The 17,055-nt window shown below is 49.8% G+C and carries 17 protein-coding genes; 9 read left to right on the top strand and 8 right to left on the bottom strand.

All coding sequences use genetic code 11. The features are described 5' to 3' along the window. The first annotated feature begins 6 nt into the window (after window positions 1-6). From H6G89_RS35940 to H6G89_RS28515, 3 genes are all read left to right on the top strand, one after another. On the top strand, window positions 7-495 hold the full coding sequence (locus H6G89_RS35940) for a type IV pilin-like G/H family protein (RefSeq protein WP_190513067.1): 489 nt from the start codon (window positions 7-9) through the stop codon (window positions 493-495). Window positions 496-762: 267 nt separating this feature from the next. Further along, window positions 763-3,006 carry an O-linked N-acetylglucosamine transferase, SPINDLY family protein gene (locus H6G89_RS36285; protein WP_190513066.1) on the top strand — a complete coding sequence of 748 codons (2,244 nt, stop codon included), beginning with the start codon at window positions 763-765 and terminating at the stop codon, window positions 3,004-3,006. A 105-nt stretch (window positions 3,007-3,111) separates the two neighbouring features. Then, the gene (locus H6G89_RS28515) at window positions 3,112-3,315 is read left to right on the top strand and encodes a hypothetical protein (RefSeq protein ID WP_190513064.1); all 204 of its coding nucleotides are present in this window, start codon (window positions 3,112-3,114) and stop codon (window positions 3,313-3,315) included. Between the two features lie 685 nt (window positions 3,316-4,000). On the opposite strand, the gene H6G89_RS28510 is transcribed toward H6G89_RS28515, so the two are convergent. Further along, window positions 4,001-4,843, bottom strand: a complete 843-nt coding sequence (locus H6G89_RS28510) for a prephenate/arogenate dehydrogenase (protein WP_190513062.1) — start codon at window positions 4,841-4,843, stop codon at window positions 4,001-4,003. 135 nt (window positions 4,844-4,978) lie between these two features. Between H6G89_RS28510 and H6G89_RS28505 the strand changes: the two genes are divergently transcribed. The 3 genes from H6G89_RS28505 to H6G89_RS28495 all read left to right on the top strand — a co-directional run bounded on the left by H6G89_RS28505 (window position 4,979) and on the right by H6G89_RS28495 (window position 7,730). Next, complete coding sequence (locus H6G89_RS28505; protein WP_190513060.1) at window positions 4,979-6,526, top strand: helicase C-terminal domain-containing protein; 1,548 nt, start codon at window positions 4,979-4,981, stop codon at window positions 6,524-6,526. A 103-nt stretch (window positions 6,527-6,629) separates the two neighbouring features. Continuing rightward, window positions 6,630-6,842: a DUF2839 domain-containing protein gene (locus tag H6G89_RS28500; RefSeq protein ID WP_190513058.1), complete on the top strand. Its 213-nt coding sequence runs from the start codon at window positions 6,630-6,632 to the stop codon at window positions 6,840-6,842. A 540-nt stretch (window positions 6,843-7,382) separates the two neighbouring features. Next, the gene (locus H6G89_RS28495; RefSeq protein WP_190513056.1) at window positions 7,383-7,730 is read left to right on the top strand and encodes a DUF1815 family protein; all 348 of its coding nucleotides are present in this window, start codon (window positions 7,383-7,385) and stop codon (window positions 7,728-7,730) included. Between the two features lie 62 nt (window positions 7,731-7,792). Here the strand turns inward: H6G89_RS28495 and H6G89_RS28490 are convergent, their stop codons facing one another. The 5 genes from H6G89_RS28490 to H6G89_RS28470 form a co-directional block, all read right to left on the bottom strand. After that, on the bottom strand, window positions 7,793-8,593 hold the full coding sequence (locus H6G89_RS28490; RefSeq protein WP_190513054.1) for an RMD1 family protein: 801 nt from the start codon (window positions 8,591-8,593) through the stop codon (window positions 7,793-7,795). Between the two features lie 92 nt (window positions 8,594-8,685). Further along, a complete protein-coding gene (locus H6G89_RS28485) occupies window positions 8,686-8,904 on the bottom strand; it encodes a hypothetical protein (protein ID WP_190513052.1) in 219 nt (72 codons plus the stop codon). An 85-nt stretch (window positions 8,905-8,989) separates the two neighbouring features. Further along, the gene (locus H6G89_RS28480; RefSeq protein ID WP_190513050.1) at window positions 8,990-9,859 is read right to left on the bottom strand and encodes an alpha/beta fold hydrolase; all 870 of its coding nucleotides are present in this window, start codon (window positions 9,857-9,859) and stop codon (window positions 8,990-8,992) included. Next, a complete protein-coding gene (locus H6G89_RS28475; RefSeq protein ID WP_190513048.1) occupies window positions 9,856-10,284 on the bottom strand; it encodes an acyl-CoA thioesterase in 429 nt (142 codons plus the stop codon). Before H6G89_RS28475 ends, H6G89_RS28480 begins: the two co-directional genes overlap by 4 nt. Window positions 10,285-10,374: 90 nt before the next feature. Further along, entirely contained in the window at window positions 10,375-12,450 is a 2,076-nt protein-coding gene (locus tag H6G89_RS28470) for a S9 family peptidase (protein WP_190513046.1), read from the bottom strand. Between the two features lie 62 nt (window positions 12,451-12,512). Between H6G89_RS28470 and H6G89_RS28465 the strand changes: the two genes are divergently transcribed. Further along, window positions 12,513-13,382, top strand: a complete 870-nt coding sequence (locus H6G89_RS28465; protein ID WP_190513044.1) for an ATP-grasp domain-containing protein — start codon at window positions 12,513-12,515, stop codon at window positions 13,380-13,382. Beyond that, window positions 13,379-13,837, top strand: a complete 459-nt coding sequence (locus H6G89_RS28460) for a DUF2358 domain-containing protein (RefSeq protein WP_375539709.1) — start codon at window positions 13,379-13,381, stop codon at window positions 13,835-13,837. Before H6G89_RS28465 ends, H6G89_RS28460 begins: the two co-directional genes overlap by 4 nt. 66 nt (window positions 13,838-13,903) lie before the next feature. Here the strand turns inward: H6G89_RS28460 and aroH are convergent, their stop codons facing one another. Both aroH and sppA read right to left on the bottom strand, forming a co-directional pair. Next, window positions 13,904-14,281 carry a chorismate mutase gene (gene aroH, locus H6G89_RS28455; RefSeq protein ID WP_190513193.1) on the bottom strand — a complete coding sequence of 126 codons (378 nt, stop codon included), beginning with the start codon at window positions 14,279-14,281 and terminating at the stop codon, window positions 13,904-13,906. Window positions 14,282-14,449: 168 nt separating this feature from the next. Beyond that, window positions 14,450-15,283, bottom strand: coding sequence for a signal peptide peptidase SppA (gene sppA / locus H6G89_RS28450; protein ID WP_190513042.1), 834 nt, complete (start codon window positions 15,281-15,283; stop codon window positions 14,450-14,452). A 269-nt stretch (window positions 15,284-15,552) separates the two neighbouring features. On the opposite strand from sppA, the gene H6G89_RS28445 reads away from it, so the two are divergent. Beyond that, on the top strand, window positions 15,553-16,647 hold the full coding sequence (locus H6G89_RS28445; protein WP_190513040.1) for a DMT family transporter: 1,095 nt from the start codon (window positions 15,553-15,555) through the stop codon (window positions 16,645-16,647). Window positions 16,648-17,055 lie beyond the last annotated feature (408 nt).

The raw sequence follows: 17,055 nt of genomic DNA, 5'->3' as shown, positions 1-17,055 counted from the left end.
CGTTCCATGAAAACCGAATTGAAAGCGAAGTTCCTTCAGCACTTGATTGAGCGTAAAGAAGGTGACAAAGGTTTCACTCTGATTGAACTGCTCGTTGTTATCATCATCATCGGTATTCTCTCAGCGATCGCTCTGCCTTCCTTCTTGAACCAGGCAAACAAAGCTCGTCAATCTGAAGCTTCCACCTATGTTGGTTCCATCAACCGGGGTCAGCAAGCTTACTTCCTTGAAAAGAACCAATTTGGTAACCTGTCTAACCTGGAACTGGGTATCAGCGATACCAAGAACTACACCTATGCTTCTAAGCCCGGTGGATCTGGTACAACTTCTGAAGCAGTTACCACAGCTAGCCCCATCGCAACTCTGAAGGGCTATGCAGGTCGTGTATGGGTTGGCGTTGGTAGCGACAACACGGCTACTACACTGGCAATCCTCTGTGAAGGTACTTCTCCTTCCTTGACTCCTACCGTATCTGGTAAGACTGCTTGCCCATAGTTTCTGAAACTGTTAATTGGTGGGACGACGTTGCATCTGCCAGGCAAACGCGACGCAAAGCCTTTTCCCGATTGGGTAATCGCCCCGCCTCACCAATTCGCAGCTTTTCTAGCAAATTTAAGCCAAATAAAAAGCTACCAGGCGCATTAAAGTCTCCTGGTAGCTTTCACCCTGTTTATAGTAAGGGAGCTTAAGAGCTGGTATTTAGCCCCTGTCCCCGCACTCAAGTTTTAGATAATTCCAGTGTAGCTTCAATTTTAATGAACTGTGAATTTTCAGGCTTCATTTCCGCCATCTAGTGCGCCATCTTCTGAACAACTCGTGCAGCAAGCCATCAGTCATATCGCTGCAAATGACTATGCCTCTGCTACAGTTCTGTGTGAACAGGCACTCGAAATTTCCCCAAATTTTAAGTTGGCCTATTGGTATTTAGGACTGACTCACCTGTTGCAAGAACAAGAAGCCGAGGCACAGGTGATCTGGCTCACCACAATGGCAGAGGGAGACGCCGATCACGTTGAGCAATGGACTCAAGAATTACTCACCATTCTGAAAACAGAGGCAGAACAACGAGCCTCTCGGCAGGAATGGCAGCTAGCGTGGGGGATTCGACAATATTGCCGTGAGCTTGATCCCACGGATAGCCATAATCTGTTGCACCTATTGCAGCTAACGCTTCAGTTAGAGCAATTTACCCCGTCGGTGATTGATGATCTGGGTCTGGTTGAGCACCTACAGGCTGAACCTGTGGATCTTGATCCCACGTTCCTGCAATCAGTCGTCGAGCAAGTCTTAAATCAGGCGTTAGAGCATCCACGGGTGTTTGATCTCGTGCAGGCAAGTGTGCCCTATATGGGTAATCGCTCCAGTTGGATTGAGTTGTTGTTGTCTAAAGCCGTTATTCTTGCCAAGCTGTTACGGCAAACGGCATTAGCCTGTCGCTATGGTGAGCTATGTCTGACGCTTGATCCTCACCACGCAGAAGTGCTGCTACGGCTCGCCTCGTTCTATCAGGATGCAGGTCGATATGGCGAGGGAATTGAGCTGGCAAAGCGATACTTTGCGGGTTGTCAAACTGCCATCCAAAAAGTCATGGGCAATGCAGTAGTGTTACGGGGGTTGATGACGGCTGGGGCACAGTGGCAAGAAGCAGAAATGGCACAGGATCGGGGTACGGCTTTATTACGTTCTTTTTTGGCGGAATACAAAATTGAGCCGGATCAGTTCCTGGATGCCTCCATCATGTGTACTCCAGTGTTCTTTTACCCCTATTTTGGCGATCGCCCCGCATTAAACCGTCCCCTGCAAAATCAGCTCTCTCGGCTCTATCAAGACAGCGTCACAGCTTATGTCCAGAAACACGTCAAGGACTATCAGCCCTTTTCTGCAACAACGCCTCGTCGTCCTGCCCACGACAAATTGCGAATTGGCTACCTGTCACGCTGTCTCTGGCGACATTCCGTGGGCTGGTTGAGCCGTTGGGTGTTTCAACACTATGACCGCGATCGCTTTGAGGTGTATGCCTACTTCAACCATCAAAGCCGCATTGATGATTTTTCTCGGCAATGGTTTGCCAGTCAGGCGACCCATGCCTGTTGTTTTGATGGCGACCCTTTGGGGATTGCTAAAGCTATTCAAGACGATGAAATCGACATTTTAGTAGATTTAGACAGCATCACTGCCGACTACACCTGCGGAGTGATGGCACTCAAACCGGCTCCCATTCAAGTGACCTGGTTGGGGCTAGATGCCTCTGGATTACCTGCGATCGATTATTTTCTGGCAGATCCTTATGTATTGCCTGACTCGGCTCAGGAATACTATGCCGAGCGGATCTGGCGATTGCCAGAGACTTATATTGCGGTGGATGGGTTTGAGGTAGGGGTTCCCAGCCTGCGTCGGGGTGATCTGGGCATTCCAGAAGAGGCGATCGTGTATCTCAGTGCTCAATCTGCCTATAAGCGTCACCCGGCGACCATTCGGCTACAGATGCAGATTATCAAAGCTGTTCCCAATGCCTATTTTCTGGTGAAGGGATCGGGGGATCAGCAAGGATTGCAAGCCTTTTTCCGACAGATTGCGGCTGAGGAAGGTGTGGAGAGCGATCGCCTGAAGTTTTTACCCCATGAGGCTTATGAGGAAAACCATCGCGCCAATCTGAAAATAGCGGATGTGGTGCTGGATACCTTTCCCTATAACGGTGCGACGACCACCTTGGAAACGCTGTGGATGGGGATTCCCCTGGTCACACGGGTAGGGGATCAGTTTGCTGCCCGCAACAGCTACACGATGCTCGTAAACGCAGGGATTGAAGCGGGGATTGCCTGGACGGATGAGGAATACGTAGACTGGGGCATTCGCCTGGGGAAAGATGCGGCTCTGCGGGAGCAAATCTCCTGGCAACTGTGGCGATCGCGCCAGACAGCACCCCTCTGGAATGGGCAAAAATTTACGTGTGAGCTAGAAAGAGCTTATATCCAAATGTGGGACATCTATCAGAATCAAACCTGATATTCTCTAGTGTTATGATTTGTAAAGTTGAATACTTTCCACGGATAGATTAAGTGGAGTTGTAGCTGACTTATTTTCAGAGAAAGAGATCCAGGGAGAGCCGCTATGAATCCCGAAGCAAATATTAATTGTGCTGAGGCGTGTGTCAATGGTTGCGTTTTAGGCGATCGCTGCCCTAATTTGCAATATCGTGAGCAAGCCTCACAATTTATCAAAGAAAAATCGCTGGATGAGATGTTGGCGATTGCAGATGAAGCGGTTCGTAAAAAGATGATGGCACCACCCCAGTGGATTTTGCCAGAGGAATAAATCGAGACAACAACTGTGATTTCCGAGATCCCTGGTTTTGGAAGGTAACCTGAGTTCAGGATTCAGGATCTGGGCGGTTGAAACCGCAGCTATAGCAACCGAGGGGTTGCTCAGAATGGGGTGCAGGAGTGGAACCCCTGGCTGGGGGCACAGCCTCCACTTGAAGTCTGTCCCAGCAAGAAATCCTACGGTATACACACATGTCCTCTCAGACCCCTAAATCCCCTAACTCTGGGGGAATTTGAGCCTTTGTCAGAGGTCTTGCCCCACCAGAAACACCCGTACTTGGAACCAATGTAAAGCGCGCCTTTGGATAAACCGAAACACCTTCTGCTAGGGGTTTGGGGGAGGCAGTGGCGTCGCCCAATGGAGGTCTGGGGGAATCTCTCCCAATGCCTGGTTCTCACACGCTTGAAACAACCCTGCACCTAACTTAACGTCAATTCCGGTTAAACACCTGGCGAATCAATTCGCGGCTATGGGAGCAAAGTCCCGCCTGCGCGGACTACAGAAAATCAAGGTTTGCCGAACCGACGCAGGTCGGTTTTGCGCTTGTAGCAGCGGTTTTAACCGCCAAGATCCTGATCCCGAACTCAGGTTTCCTTGGAAGGAAACAGAGATCTGTGTACACAGTAGGCAAGAAACCGGGGAACTTAACTTTTAATCGACCAATAATCGGAACTTTTTAATCGACAAAAGAAGGACGGGTCTGTTGGGTTTGCTGTAATCGGGTTTCCAGAGCGTTCCAGTCGGCTTGCTCAATGAGCGCAATGGTGTGATCAAGCTGGTTACGATAGGTTTGCAGCGATCGCAGTAGGGCTTGCTGATTATATTTCGCCATCATTAGCCCCAGTTCAGGGTTGCCGCCTCCCACTCGACTGGTATCCCGAAAGCCAGAGCTTGCAAAGGTTTTGGCTAACTCTAAAATAGTGGCATCCGATTCCTGGAGGCAAGCCGCGATCAGACTGGAACTGACCATCACAGGCAGATGAGAAATCCAGGCAACAGCCTGATCGTGGGCTGAGGGGTCGCATTGGTAGACATGTGCCCGTAGCGATCGCGCAATTCCTGCCACTGTCTCCACCGCCTCTGGAGGAGTTGTGTCGATGGGGGTGAGGACGTAAGCCCGGTTGACAAACAAATCTTTTTGGGCAGCGTCTAAGCCACTATCCGCTGTGCCTGCCATGGGATGACCGCCAACAAAGTTTTTCCAGAGGGGAGCGATCGCCTCGACAATTGGCTGTTTTACTGAGCCAACATCGGTTAGCACCGTTTTGGGAGTCAGGTGGGGTAGTAAGGCTTCTACAGTTTGGGCGATCGCGCCTAACGGGGGGCAGAGAAACACCACATCTGCGGCTGATAAAAGGGCGAACTCGGTGCTGGCATCGTCTACAACTCCACGGGCAACTGCCTGCTGGCAAGTTTCAGGTCGTCGGCTCACGCCCAACAGGGTGTAACCCGGTAACTGCCTCAAATCAAGGGCGATCGAACCGCCAATCAGTCCTAGTCCAACAATGCCGATCTTCATTTCATCTGGGAGATTTTAAGTGCTATCAACGATACAGCAAGATTTGTAGCCTCGTCTATTCTGACAATCGTCACAGAGGTCTATTCAGGTTTGTGTCACAATGAAGTTCATTCGTTACACCAACGCTTTCAGATCGTGATTGAGGTAGAAGTCCATCAACAACTCCGCGCCTTTCTACGAGAGCAGGGCGAACCCTACTGGTCACACCATTTGACAATGGCGCGACTGGTTGCGCGTGCTCTACGGTTGGGGCGCAGTGCTCTGATTCAAGCAGGAGCACCATCGGGTTATCACGGACACTACCGCCTCAGCTATTTGATGCCTCTGCTGATCTGGCAGGGATCGGCTGTTTTAGTTGTTCCTGAGGCTGTGCAACAGCGATTGCTGATGGTCGAGATTCCCCGTCTACGCCAATGGATCTCGACGCACAAAGCTATTCGGACGGGCGATCGCTGGGTTGACGACGATTTTCAAGGATTACTGCTCACGACACCGCAGGCGTGGCTGAGCGATCGCCTGTTCAACCAGGGCAGATTTCCAGCAGAGATTCCCACGATTCTCGATGGCGTAGATGATTTAGAGACGTGGGTGCGCGACCAGTTAACGGTCAACATTAACTCCCGCGATTGGGAAGAGTTGATGCTGGCATGTCCACATCAGGCAGACACCATTCGAGATGCACGGGTGCAGTTAACTCGCTCCATCTTTCAGCATCCCGCCAATCCCTATGATTGCTATCTTATTCAACCGGATGAGCAGGACATTCTGACGCACTTGGGGCAAATTCTGCACTTTACGACGGGTGAACAGGCGGAGAGCGTGCTGCCCGACAATTGGCGAAAATTTTGGCACCATCTGCAACAGGACGCCCAACTCACCTGGACAGAAGTGACCCGACGCCAGGGGCAGTTTTCGCTGCACTGCGGTCCTGCGGATGTGTCTGGTGTCTTGCAACAGGTGTGGCAGCAACAACCCGTTGTGTTGATTGGAGGTGCTCTGGATCTAGAGGCAGAAGCTCCGATTTATCGGCAACGGTTAGGGCTGGGTGATATGACCTGCCTCAAATTCTCCCCCGATCGCCAACATGAACTGATTCAGCTCTACCTGCCCGATCGCTTACCCCTGCCGAATACTCCTCAGTTTCAGGCGGCCTTGATGGAGCAACTGCGGTTATTGATTAACGCCAGTTACGATCACCGGGGGCTAACGGTGGTGATTGTGGGAGATGTGCCGCTCAAGGCACAGGTTGGCTCTGTTCTGGCGGCAGAATACGGGTCACGAGTTCAAGTCGAAAAGACGTGCCTGGATGAACAGGGCATCCTGGTGACGGGATGGCAGTTTTGGCGCAACCATCAAACTGTTTTACCCTCCCCCTCGCTGCTGGTGATTGCGACATTGCCGATCCCCTCGCTCGAAGACCCATTAGTAGCGGGACGGGTTGCCCATTACAAGCGATCGCGCCAGGATTGGTTCCGACTCTATCTGTTGCCAGAGGCATTGAGCGAGATGCAGCGAGCCGTTGCACCTGTGCGTGACTCTCAGGGCATAGTGGCTTTGCTGGATAACCGGGTCAATCACCGTTCCTATGGGCAACAGGTCTTATCGGCACTCAGCCCGTTAGCTCGCATCAATTACATCGACTCCGATCTGTTTAATCAATTTGATTACTCGATTCTTGATTAGGGATTTCATCCACTCGCCTCTGCATTGTTGGACAAATTGAAGTGCAAAAGGCGATCGCTATAAACGCTATGATCAGGTTGCTAGTGCGTTCTAGGAGTCAAATATGGGCGACGCAAAACGACGCAAAGAAATCTTAGGTGAAAAATACGGTCAAGAAGAAAACATTCTGCCCTGGTTGCCAGTTAAAAAGAGCCAGGCTCAACAGTTTGTTAAGCTGAGTAATCGTGGAGCTTGGGTTGGGATTGGTTTATTAGTTGCCTACTGGGTTGTTGTACGGTTGCTCGGTCCGAGTTTGGGTTGGTGGCAAGCCAATTAAAGCAAATTAAAATTGCTTATCTCAGTGATTGAAATTAGTTACATGACAGCAGTCCTAAGTCATCTAATTCAGACCGATGGACTGCTAAATATCAAATTTTTGTAAAGCTTTTTCAGTTATCCTGAACTGAGCGAATAGACGGTGAATACACGTCTAGATAGAGAAAACGTTGATGCGCCGTTAATCTGGGTGCGATCGATCCGTCTGCGTTAAACAGGAGTATTCGTTGACTGTGAGTAGAATATTCTTTGATACAAGCGGAATCTTAAAATTAGGGCTAATGTAGAGATAAGGATATCCAGCAAGATAGCCCAAATTCCGAATTTTAATGCTGTTTGTTGCCCTAGATACTTTGCGATGATAACGATTTAGTTATCGTATGCAGGTCGTGATGAATTTTAGTTTGTCTGATTTTAATATTTCTTTCGTTTTATCCGTCGCTTGGGAGATCTTAGCTGGAAACTGCACCACTAAATTGAATGAGATCCTTAATAAATTCTTAAAAAGGCTAGAATTGAGTGTGGTGATAGGAGGTCAAGCGTGTTTGTAAGACTTGCAGAACAACATCGTCAATTTGTACAAGACTTAGTCATGAATCTTCAGGCTCTGGCAACCGTGCTTGAGCGGAGGGGCTATCTCGCATCTTGTTACACCTGTGGCGGTCAAATGAATAGTGCCTCGTTTATGGTTAGTCTTGGGGACAACCATCTGATCCGTTTTCTCGTGTCTGACTACGGCATTACCTGGACTGAAATGCGGGACGACCGAGAATTGATGAAGTTGGAAGGAGCTGAAGCGATCAGCCAGCTTCAGGAGCTTGCTAATCTGGTTAAAAATCAAGTCAAGCCTGCTGAATATCGTCCAGCATTAGCGAAACTAGCGAGCTAATTGATTTCTCTGGCATTGGTGGCTGGGTCGTTCTAGAGCTAAAATTGATCGCAGCCAAAGCCTTATCCCTGGAAGAAGAGATCGTACAGCGAAAGTAAAATCTCGACCACGATCAAGATTACGACATACCACTCTACCCGTAGGCCGCTGTTGTGCTGTAAGAGATCAAGCACAGTTTCGGCTGTACGGGAGATGAGATCTAACTTGCGCTCCAGTGCCATGTGCCGTTCTCGGATTTCATATTCGTTCTCCAAACGGGCGTAGAGCCGTTCTAAATCGGGCATATCCCATAGCAGATCTGGTTTATCGATAATTTCAACCCGACCCACAATTTTGTGTTGAATGGAGAGGGTCGTGCCTAACTGGCGTAACAGTTCCTTGCCCCACCGTTCATTTTTAGTTGTCCGCTGTAATTCGTCGGCAAAGGGTTCAATCTGGTCAAACACATTTGCTGTGCCCGCTTCATAATGAGCCAGTACAACACTCTTGGCTAAGACATCAGCAACGATTTGCAGACAAGCAATACTAAATTCTTGAATCCAGATAATGCCGTTTTCGACTCGACCTGCCGCCGCAGGATCAAGGTTGAGTGAGGCTTCTTCCGTCTCAGGGGAGGAGAAAGGTTGAATAACGAGTGGCTTTAAATAGGAAAGAAAAGAAACTTCCTCGACAGGTCCTAAACCAAAGAGCACGATCGCGCCGTAGCGAAACAGCACTGCACAACCATTTTCTCCAGCCGTAACAACGAGAGGGGTTTTAGCCAGGCAGTCTGCCCTCTCTAATGCCTTTAAGTCGAGGCTCTCACCTAGGAAAATAGCGCGCCCCTTAACGGTTTCTCGGTCAGTAAAAAGTAACTTTTGCATAATCCCATTATGGTATTGCCATCATTACAAAACAGTTCAGGCAACTACCCATATGCAACTATCCATTTGAAATGCGATCGCGGTTTCTCACGCTACCGTGGAGATTGATAGGAGTCATTTGAGGAACCACCACTGCCCGCCTGCGGATTGCTATTAATGCAGCCCGGTTTTTGAGTATAGCGACAGACTCTTGCCCACAGGGTCGCTCTGGTGCCGGGGGGACCGACTGAAAACAGGACTCGATCTCCTCCAACCATTGCAATGATTTTGACACCACAAATGGGGCAAACATTGACTCCGCTTTCGGGCATGACAGGTTGCGAATAAGTTGCGATTGTTTTTGATTGTATCGTATCAAACTTTATTCATTCCTCTCTGTTCCCTGTTCCCTCGGTTTCAGGTTGCTAAAAACTCACGCAGGGCTTGATTGACCTGATGGGGTTGTTCGTGGTGAACCCAGTGACTACAGTTCGGGAAATAGCGGATTTGTAAGTTTTCAACGTATTTCTCAGTGCCGTAGGTTAGCTCTTTGCCCAGGGCAATATCTTTCTCGCCCCAGATCAACAGCGTGGGAACTTTAAGAAGGCTCCATTGCTTGCCCGTCATTTTGACTCCGTTTTGAAACAGATTGCGGTAGTAGTTGAGCATACTGGTGAGTGCTCCTGGTTTGGCAGCGGCTGTTTTGTAGGCTTCGAGATCCTCGCTAGTAAAGGCGGTTTTATCGACAGCCATACCTTGATAGGCAGCGGCGATCGCCCGGTAGTTATCCCACTGGAGGACGGCTTCGGGGAGCCATGGCAGTTGAAAGAAGAAAATGTAGGAACTGCGGAGCAACTGTTGGGGGGTGAGCAAGCCCTGTTGAAACTTGGCAGGATGGGGCAGATTGAGGATAATCAGGCGATCGATGAGGTCAGGATGGGTGTAAGCCACGTTCCAGGCGATCGCCCCTCCCCAGTCGTGACCAACTAAAACGCAACGGTCATACCCCAAGCCTCGAACAATTCCGGCGACATCTTCGACCAGGATCGGAATTGTGTAAGCGGATTTTTCGGCAGGTTTATCGCTGTCGTTGTAGCCCCGGAGATCCACTGCGACGACTTTATGATCGCGAGCAAATTCGGGAATCTGGTGTCGCCAGGAGTACCAGAAGTCGGGGAAGCCGTGTAGCATCAGCATCAGCGGTCCTTCCCCTTGAGTCACGTAATGCAGGCGTACTCCATTTGTTATGAGGTATTCGTGTTGCCAGGTTTCTGCGATCGCGGTCATGGTGATATCCTCCCCTTGCTGGTTAGTTGTCCAAACGTCGCCAGAATCTCATTGGGAATCGGGCGCGGACGCATGGTGGCGACTTCCACCCAAACCCATAATGCTGTTGCAGTGACGAGTGACTCAGAATTACTGCCTTTGCGAATCTCGTAGGACCGCACGGCCCGTGGACCCCGCATTTCCTGAACCCAGGTCTGGATGGAGAGGACATCGCCTGCGATCGCCGGACGCAGGTATTCAATCTCCACTCGCCGCATCACGAACAAGCCACCCAGTTCTCGATAACGAGCGGGCGTAAAGCCGAGATGTTCTGAGTGTTCGATCGCGGCCTGTTCTAAATAGTGCTGATAGACAGCATTGTTGACGTGCCCCAGCGCATCCATCTCGTAATGGCGGACTCGCAATTCAGTCGTAAATGGCTGCATGGTAACTATCCCAAACTGTTGAGTTGGGTGATGGACACATCCGGGTGAAATCTCTTTCGCACCTACTAACGCTTTTACTTGTAACGTTGTTTACTGAGGTTTAGCTATCCCCCATTGGTCTAATAGAAAAGCGTATTCAAAGGCAATTTCTTTGAGGCTTTCATAGCGACCAGAGGCACCGCCATGCCCTGCACCCATATTGGTTTTGAGCAATAAAACGTTGTTGTCGGTCTTGAGATCGCGCAGCTTAGCCGTCCACTTGGCAGGTTCCCAGTACGACACACGCGAGTCATTTAAGCCAGCGGTGATCAGCAGGGCGGGATAGTCTTTAGCGGTGACGTTGTCGTAAGGGGAATAGGACTTCATGTAGTCGTAGTAGGTCTTGTCGTTGGGATTGCCCCATTCCTCCCACTCCAACACTGACAGGGGCAATGTGGGATCGAGAATCGTTGTCACCACATCGACAAAGGGCACATCGGCAACTACCGCCTTAAACAGATCGGGACGCAGGTTGATCACCGCTCCCATCAACAATCCTCCTGCGCTGCCACCGTTAATCGCGAGGCGATCGCGGCTCGTCCATCCTTCCTGAATCAGATGCTCAGCACAGGCAATGAAATCAGTGAATGTGTTCTTTTTGTTGAGGAATTTGCCGTTGTCATACCACTTGCGCCCCAACTCACTGCCACCCCGGATATGGGCAAGGGCAATCACGACTCCGCGATCGAGCAGAGATAACCGATTGGAGGAGAACGTGACAGGATAGCTCACGCCATAGGAACCGTATCCCGTAAGCAGCAGGGGATTGCTGCCATCTTTCAGCGTGCCCCGTTTGTAAACAATGGAGATGGGCACCTGTACCCCATCGGGTGCTGTAGCACTGATCCACTCGCTGGCGTATTGGGTGCGATCGTATCCGCCCAAGACTTCCGTTTCTTTCTTCAGTTCCCGCTCCTGCGTATCCAGGTTGTAGTCGAATACGGAGGAGGGGGTGATCATCGACGAATAGCTGAACCGCAGAATATTGGTGTTAAATTCTGGGTTACTGCCCTCTCGTACCGAGTAGGTTGGTTCTGGAAAAGAAAGGCTGTGTTCTTCACCTGTGGATAGCTTTTGCACCCGCACTGTAGGTAACCCACCCTGCCGCTCGTAAATCACCAGGTGATCGGTAAAGACGCTGATGCCTGACAGCAGCACATCCTCGCGATGGGGAATGATGGTTTCCCAATGAGGTTGGTCAGGCGTAGTTACGGGGGTTTTGACTAGCTTGAAGTTGATGGCATTGTTATTGGTGACGATGTAGAAGTGGTCGCCATGATGATCAACGCTGTATTCCATCCCGTGCGATCGCGGCTGAATCACCTGAAACTCACCCAAGGGATCGTCTGCCTTGAGGTAATGAACCTCTGAGGTGATCTTGCTCCCCAGGCTCATGAGCAGGTATGCTTCGCTGCGGGTTTTCTCAACTCCCAGAAAATAAGACTCATCTGTCTCGTGATACACCAGTACATCTTCACTGGCAGGCGTACCGACCACATGACGAAACAGCTTGTAGGGGCGATTGGTGCTATCTACCTGGGTGTAAAACACGGTGCGGCTATCGTTTGCCCACTCCAGAGAATAGTACGTCTCCGCGATCGCCTCTGGGTATCGCTCTCGTGTGGTCAGGTCTAAGAAATATAAGGTGTAAAGCTCGTTGCCTGCGGTGTCTACCGAATACGCCAACAGGCGATGGTCTGGGCTAACCTGGACGACTCCCAAGGTCAGGAATTCATGACCTTCAGCTAAGACGTTTTGATCCAAAATGACTTCTTCTTCGCCTTCTAAACTGCCTTTTTTGCGGCAATAGATGGGGTAGGCTTTGCCCTCTTCGGTGCGGGTGTAGTAATAAAAGTTATCTTTGCGATAGGGGACGGAGAGGTCAGTTTCCTTAATTCGCCCCAACATCTCGTCATAGAGAGCTTTTTGCAGCCCTTCTGTGTGCTGCATCACGGCTTGAGTGTAAGCGTTTTCGGCTTCTAAATAGGCGATGACATTTGAATCGTTGCGATCGCGCATCCAGTAGTAGGGATCAACGCGCTCATCTTCGTGGATGCTCAGGATGTGAGGATGCTTCTCTGCAACGGGAGGAGACAGCTTGGTTTCCAGGTAGGCTTGCTGACCCATATTTGTGTGACAATCTTCTAGAACTCAGCGGATTCTTCCAGTGTACTGCCCTCTTTCATTTCATGATTGTTCTCAGCGATGTTGTTGACACCCCTCCAGCACCGACTCGAAATCAAGGGCTGTATGCCTCTGTCGAGATCGCTAAGCTTTTGGAGTTACCCGTCTATTCGATTCAACGGGCATCTGGAGCTCAAACTACCAACCTTACACTGGATCAGGTGCCGCATCAGCCAGTTGAAACAGTGGCGGTGTGGATTGGTGAGACACCTACCGCTGACCAGTATGCGGCTATCTATCAACAGGCATTGCAGAAAAGCATTCGGCTCTTAAATTCACCTGAAGAACACCGAGCAGTTTATGATTTTGGGCAGATTTATCAGCGTTTGCAAGACGTGATCCCTACCAGTTTTTTGCTGAGGGACGTGGCTCAGTGTGAGGCAGCGATCGCCCAGTTAGGCTTACCCATTGCTGTACGAGGCGAAGCTCCCTTCAATCTCCTCAGTCCTCGTGCCACTACTTTAGAAGAACTGCAACAGCTAGTCACACCGCTCCTGCAACAGCCCAGGAGAGCGCACAATAGCGTGATTTTGCAAGCTGCGGTTTCTTTGCGATCGCACAAAAGCCCCATTGGCATGGGGTTTGGGCGGGTCTTTCGCATTGTGTTGTATCGCCAAACCTTAATCACCTACGGCTATGCCTGGGCAGGGGATCACCCAGGTCGCTATCTCTCAACCCCCGAAGAGGAAGCCTTGATGGAACTTGTGTTTCGGGCGATCGCCCAGATCGAGGTACCGTTTGTGTCGCTTGATGTGGGGCAGTTGGAAGATGGCAAGTGGGTTGTCTTAGGGATGGGCGATCCGCAGTTTACAGCCACTCCAGAAATTCCCTGGATTCAATTTTGGGGTAGTATGCGGGAGATCACGTCCAGATGAGTCAGCCAGAACAGATGCCGGAAGTAGAACCCGCTCAACCGCCAGTCGAATTGGTGATTAAAACGCTGTGGGCTGACCTGCCAACCCTGTTTGAGCGTGATATCTCCTACGATATCTACACATCAGATATCTTCTTTCGGGATCCGGTCAATACCTTCAAGGGCAAATTTAACTACCGGATTATCTTCTGGACGCTGCGGTTTCACGCTCGCCTGTTTTTCACCGAAATTTATTTTGATCTGCACACGATTGACCAGTCTACTCCAGCAGAAATCCTGGCAACGTGGACAGTGCGTGGCACGTTGCGAGTCCCCTGGAAAGCCAAAATCTTCTTCAACGGCACTTCGACCTATTCCCTCAATTCAGAGGCGTTGATCTACCAGCACATTGACACCTGGGATCGATCGCCCAGAGAAATTTTGGGACAGTTCTTTAGGGGAAAGGATAAAGGATGAAGGCTGAAGAGGAAAAGATAACTGGATGAAGCTTTTATCCTTTATCCCTTATCATTTATCCTTCTCTTACAGAGATGCCATACTCCAATCTGGGCGCAGGGCTTTTGCCTGCCGCAGGTAAGGGTGGTGAATCTTCATCAAAGGGTCAGCGTTGACATGAATCAGGAAGCGAATGCAACGCTCTAGACTGCCCTCAACATGCATCTGTTGTACGTCCAGGAGAGGGACGTTATCCCATTTAGGTCGTTGGCGGGCGATCGCGGCTGGGAAGATCGCATCGAGATCACGAGTCACCGAAAACGTGGCACTGATGATGTCATTCGGGTCGAGTTGGTTGCAGCTTTCTAGCTCATCCAATAACTCGGTTACGGCTTCTCTAATCGCTTCAACTGAATTTTCTGAAACAGTTGTTGCCCCTCGAATTGCTTGCACTCGCCAGCCCACGTAATCGTCCTCCTTAGCTTTCACGGTTCAGATGGGTACTGAATTAATATTTCCCAAATTAATCGTTGCACCCAATTGATACAACGTTTTATGCGCTAATTGCGAATTCTTTAGGATTCACCCAGTTTAGTTGACCTAACGTTCACATCTTTAATATTGATAGCAACGCTAGGGTCGATATAACCACAGTGGTAAGCCACTCGTTGATAGTTCAAACTCTAACCATTCGGTGGTCGAAGATAGGCGAGTTTCCAATGAATTTTGTAAGCGATCATTCCCTGAGAGAAATCGATTGACAACGCTCTTCTTCTCTTCAAAGGTATAACACTCAGTCTTATCTGGATCTAACCCAACTAACTCGGCTGCCCATCGGCGAGCATCTTCCTCGGTGCCAAGGCGATCGACCACTCCCAATGCCAGGGCTTGTTGACCTGTAAAGATGCGCCCATCGGCAAAACTTCTGACGGTTTCAACGGACAGATGGCGGGCTTCAGCGACCGTTTGCACAAACTGGCTATAGCTGACATCAATTAATTCTTGCAGGATGTGTTTTTCTGGGTCGGTCAACTCCCGATCAAATGCCAGGATGTCTTTGTAGGGACCGGATTTGATGACTTTGAAGGAAACACCCACTTTTTCAAGCAACCGCTCTAAGTTGTTGCCGCGCAAAATCACGCCAATGCTACCTGTAATCGTGCCGGGATTAGCAACGATGTGACTGGCACCCATACCGATATAGACACCACCAGAGGCAGAGATATTGCCAAAACTGGCGACAATTTTAATTTTTTCTCCTAACTTCTTCAGAGCACTGTAAATCTCTTGGGAGTCGCCAACTGTACCGCCAGGGCTATCAATTCGCAGCAATAATGCTGGAAACTTACGTTCTTCAATGGTTTTGAGAGCCTCTAATACTCGTTTACGAGTTGCTCCTGCGATCGCACCATTAACTTCAATTCGGGCAATTTGTTTACGAAAGCGTGGCTTAAAGGGCCAAATCATAGCAATTTAAAGACTCGATATCAAAAATTGTGGGTAGTGGAGTGGGTTATGTAGGGTGCAAACATTGACGACCCCGCAAAAACATCACCTTGCAAGATTACTAAATTATGAAGTGAGCTTGTCAATAAGGCTGAATTCTAGTTTGCCTTATTTTGTCTGGGTTGGTGAATTAGATTCTGTAGGGCTATCTCACCCTCTTCCTCATTTTTGCCTTAACAAAACTACATAGATTGCTTTAATATCAATACATAGATTATGGACAACTGCTGATGCAATCAAAGCTAACTGAGTCCAAACTGACCGTCGCCCCTCTGCTATTGGTGGCTCCCTTTTTTCTTTGGGGAACGGCAATGGTTGCGATGAAGGGAACGATTGATCACACCACTCCTTTATTTATGGCAGGAGTGCGGCTGGTTCCCGCAGGCATCATTATCCTGATTGCCGCGATCGCGATGGGCAGGACTCAGCCAAAGACTGGCATTGCATGGCTCTGGATCGCGCTGTTTGGATTCGTGGATGGGGCATTGTTCCAGGGATTTCTGGCGGAAGGCTTAATGAGAACTGGAGCCGGACTGGGTTCCGTCATGATTGACTCTCAGCCCCTGGCAGTGGCTCTGATGGCGCGATTTCTGTTTGCCGAGCAGGTCGGTTTGTGGGGTTGGCTGGGGCTGGCGTTTGGTATTGTGGGCATTAGCTTGATTGGTCTGCCAGATGATTGGGTGCTGGCAGCGTTGCATGGTCAGTGGGGGGCGATCGCCGGACAATCCAGTGTCAACGTGGTGCAGCAGTTGTTTCAGAGTGGTGAGTGGCTGATGCTGTTGGCGGCTCTGTCGATGGCGGTGGGTACTGTGCTGGTGCGCTATGTGTGTCAGCACGTTGACCCTGTAGTGGCGACGGGTTGGCACATGATTTTTGGGGGTGTGCCGCTGTTTGTGTTGTCAGGTGTTTTTGAAGCTCAGCAGTGGACTCACCTCACTGGTTATGATTGGTTGGCATTAAGCTACGCGACCGTGTTTGGTAGTGCGATCGCCTATGGATTGTTCTTTTATTTCGCAGCAAGCGGTAATCTGACGAGTCTGAGTTCGCTCACGTTTTTGACTCCAGTTTTTGCTCTGCTGTTTGGCAATTTGGTGTTGTCTGAGGTGCTGACTTCAGTGCAGTGGGTTGGGGTTGGGCTAACGCTGGTCAGTATCTATCTCATCAATCAACGAGAGGTACTATCGCGACTGTTCCAGACTAAGTTCAGTCAGCGCGTTACTTCCCAGCCAGAGAATGCGGCTGTTTCAGAAGTTACTCAGCTTGGTTCCAAATCTGGAGAGGCATCTGCACAGTTGGTGCTCTCAGAGATTGAGCCTGAGGGTTAGCTCGAAAGCTGGAGAATGGCTGGCGCGGTTAGTACTCCGTCAGACTTCTCTGATTGGCTACTGGGTTGTGATACCTAAAATGGTGTGAACCAGGGTAATCAGGGGGTTACTGAGAACAAAATAATATTTCTTACAGATCAACGGTTTGTCATACTGAGCTGGCATTAGACAGACTAGAATAATTAACAATCCTTAAGCATTTGTCCTCTCAGGGAGTAGTTAGTACTTTCTACTAACCTATCTTGAGGTAGGGGAAAAATCTCGCTTGCAAGAGATTTATAGTATTTAAGGAGCACAGGGGCATTGCAATCCGTCGCTTGCATAAAGGTTTTGTGAGGGTATGGGCTATGCTGCTCATGGGGAAAGTTATCCCTGAACGCCGTTCTAACCTTTATGGATAGGCGATAG

Origin of the sequence: Oscillatoria sp. FACHB-1407 (genome assembly GCF_014697545.1) — a bacterium.
In the GTDB taxonomy this organism is placed as follows: domain Bacteria; phylum Cyanobacteriota; class Cyanobacteriia; order Elainellales; family Elainellaceae; genus FACHB-1407.
The sequence above is the reverse complement of the archived record's forward strand: the minus strand, read 5'-3'. Positions and strand labels throughout refer to the sequence as shown.

Bases quoted from the DNA above. Each gene is read 5' to 3' on its own strand.
- H6G89_RS28475 (WP_190513048.1), bottom strand. From the start codon at position 10,284: ATGCAGCCATTTACGACTGAATTGCGAGTCCGCCATTACGAGATGGAT.
- H6G89_RS28500 (WP_190513058.1), top strand. From the start codon at position 6,630: ATGGGCGACGCAAAACGACGCAAAGAAATCTTAGGTGAAAAATACGGT.
- H6G89_RS28460 (WP_375539709.1), top strand. From the start codon at position 13,379: ATGAGTCAGCCAGAACAGATGCCGGAAGTAGAACCCGCTCAACCGCCA.
- H6G89_RS28465 (WP_190513044.1), top strand. From the start codon at position 12,513: ATGATTGTTCTCAGCGATGTTGTTGACACCCCTCCAGCACCGACTCGA.
- H6G89_RS28515 (WP_190513064.1), top strand. From the start codon at position 3,112: ATGAATCCCGAAGCAAATATTAATTGTGCTGAGGCGTGTGTCAATGGT.
- H6G89_RS28470 (WP_190513046.1), bottom strand. From the start codon at position 12,450: ATGGGTCAGCAAGCCTACCTGGAAACCAAGCTGTCTCCTCCCGTTGCA.
- H6G89_RS28510 (WP_190513062.1), bottom strand. From the start codon at position 4,843: ATGAAGATCGGCATTGTTGGACTAGGACTGATTGGCGGTTCGATCGCC.
- sppA (WP_190513042.1), bottom strand. From the start codon at position 15,283: ATGATTTGGCCCTTTAAGCCACGCTTTCGTAAACAAATTGCCCGAATT.
- H6G89_RS28490 (WP_190513054.1), bottom strand. From the start codon at position 8,593: ATGCAAAAGTTACTTTTTACTGACCGAGAAACCGTTAAGGGGCGCGCT.
- H6G89_RS28480 (WP_190513050.1), bottom strand. From the start codon at position 9,859: ATGACCGCGATCGCAGAAACCTGGCAACACGAATACCTCATAACAAAT.
- H6G89_RS35940 (WP_190513067.1), top strand. From the start codon at position 7: ATGAAAACCGAATTGAAAGCGAAGTTCCTTCAGCACTTGATTGAGCGT.
- H6G89_RS28485 (WP_190513052.1), bottom strand. From the start codon at position 8,904: ATGCCCGAAAGCGGAGTCAATGTTTGCCCCATTTGTGGTGTCAAAATC.
- H6G89_RS28445 (WP_190513040.1), top strand. From the start codon at position 15,553: ATGCAATCAAAGCTAACTGAGTCCAAACTGACCGTCGCCCCTCTGCTA.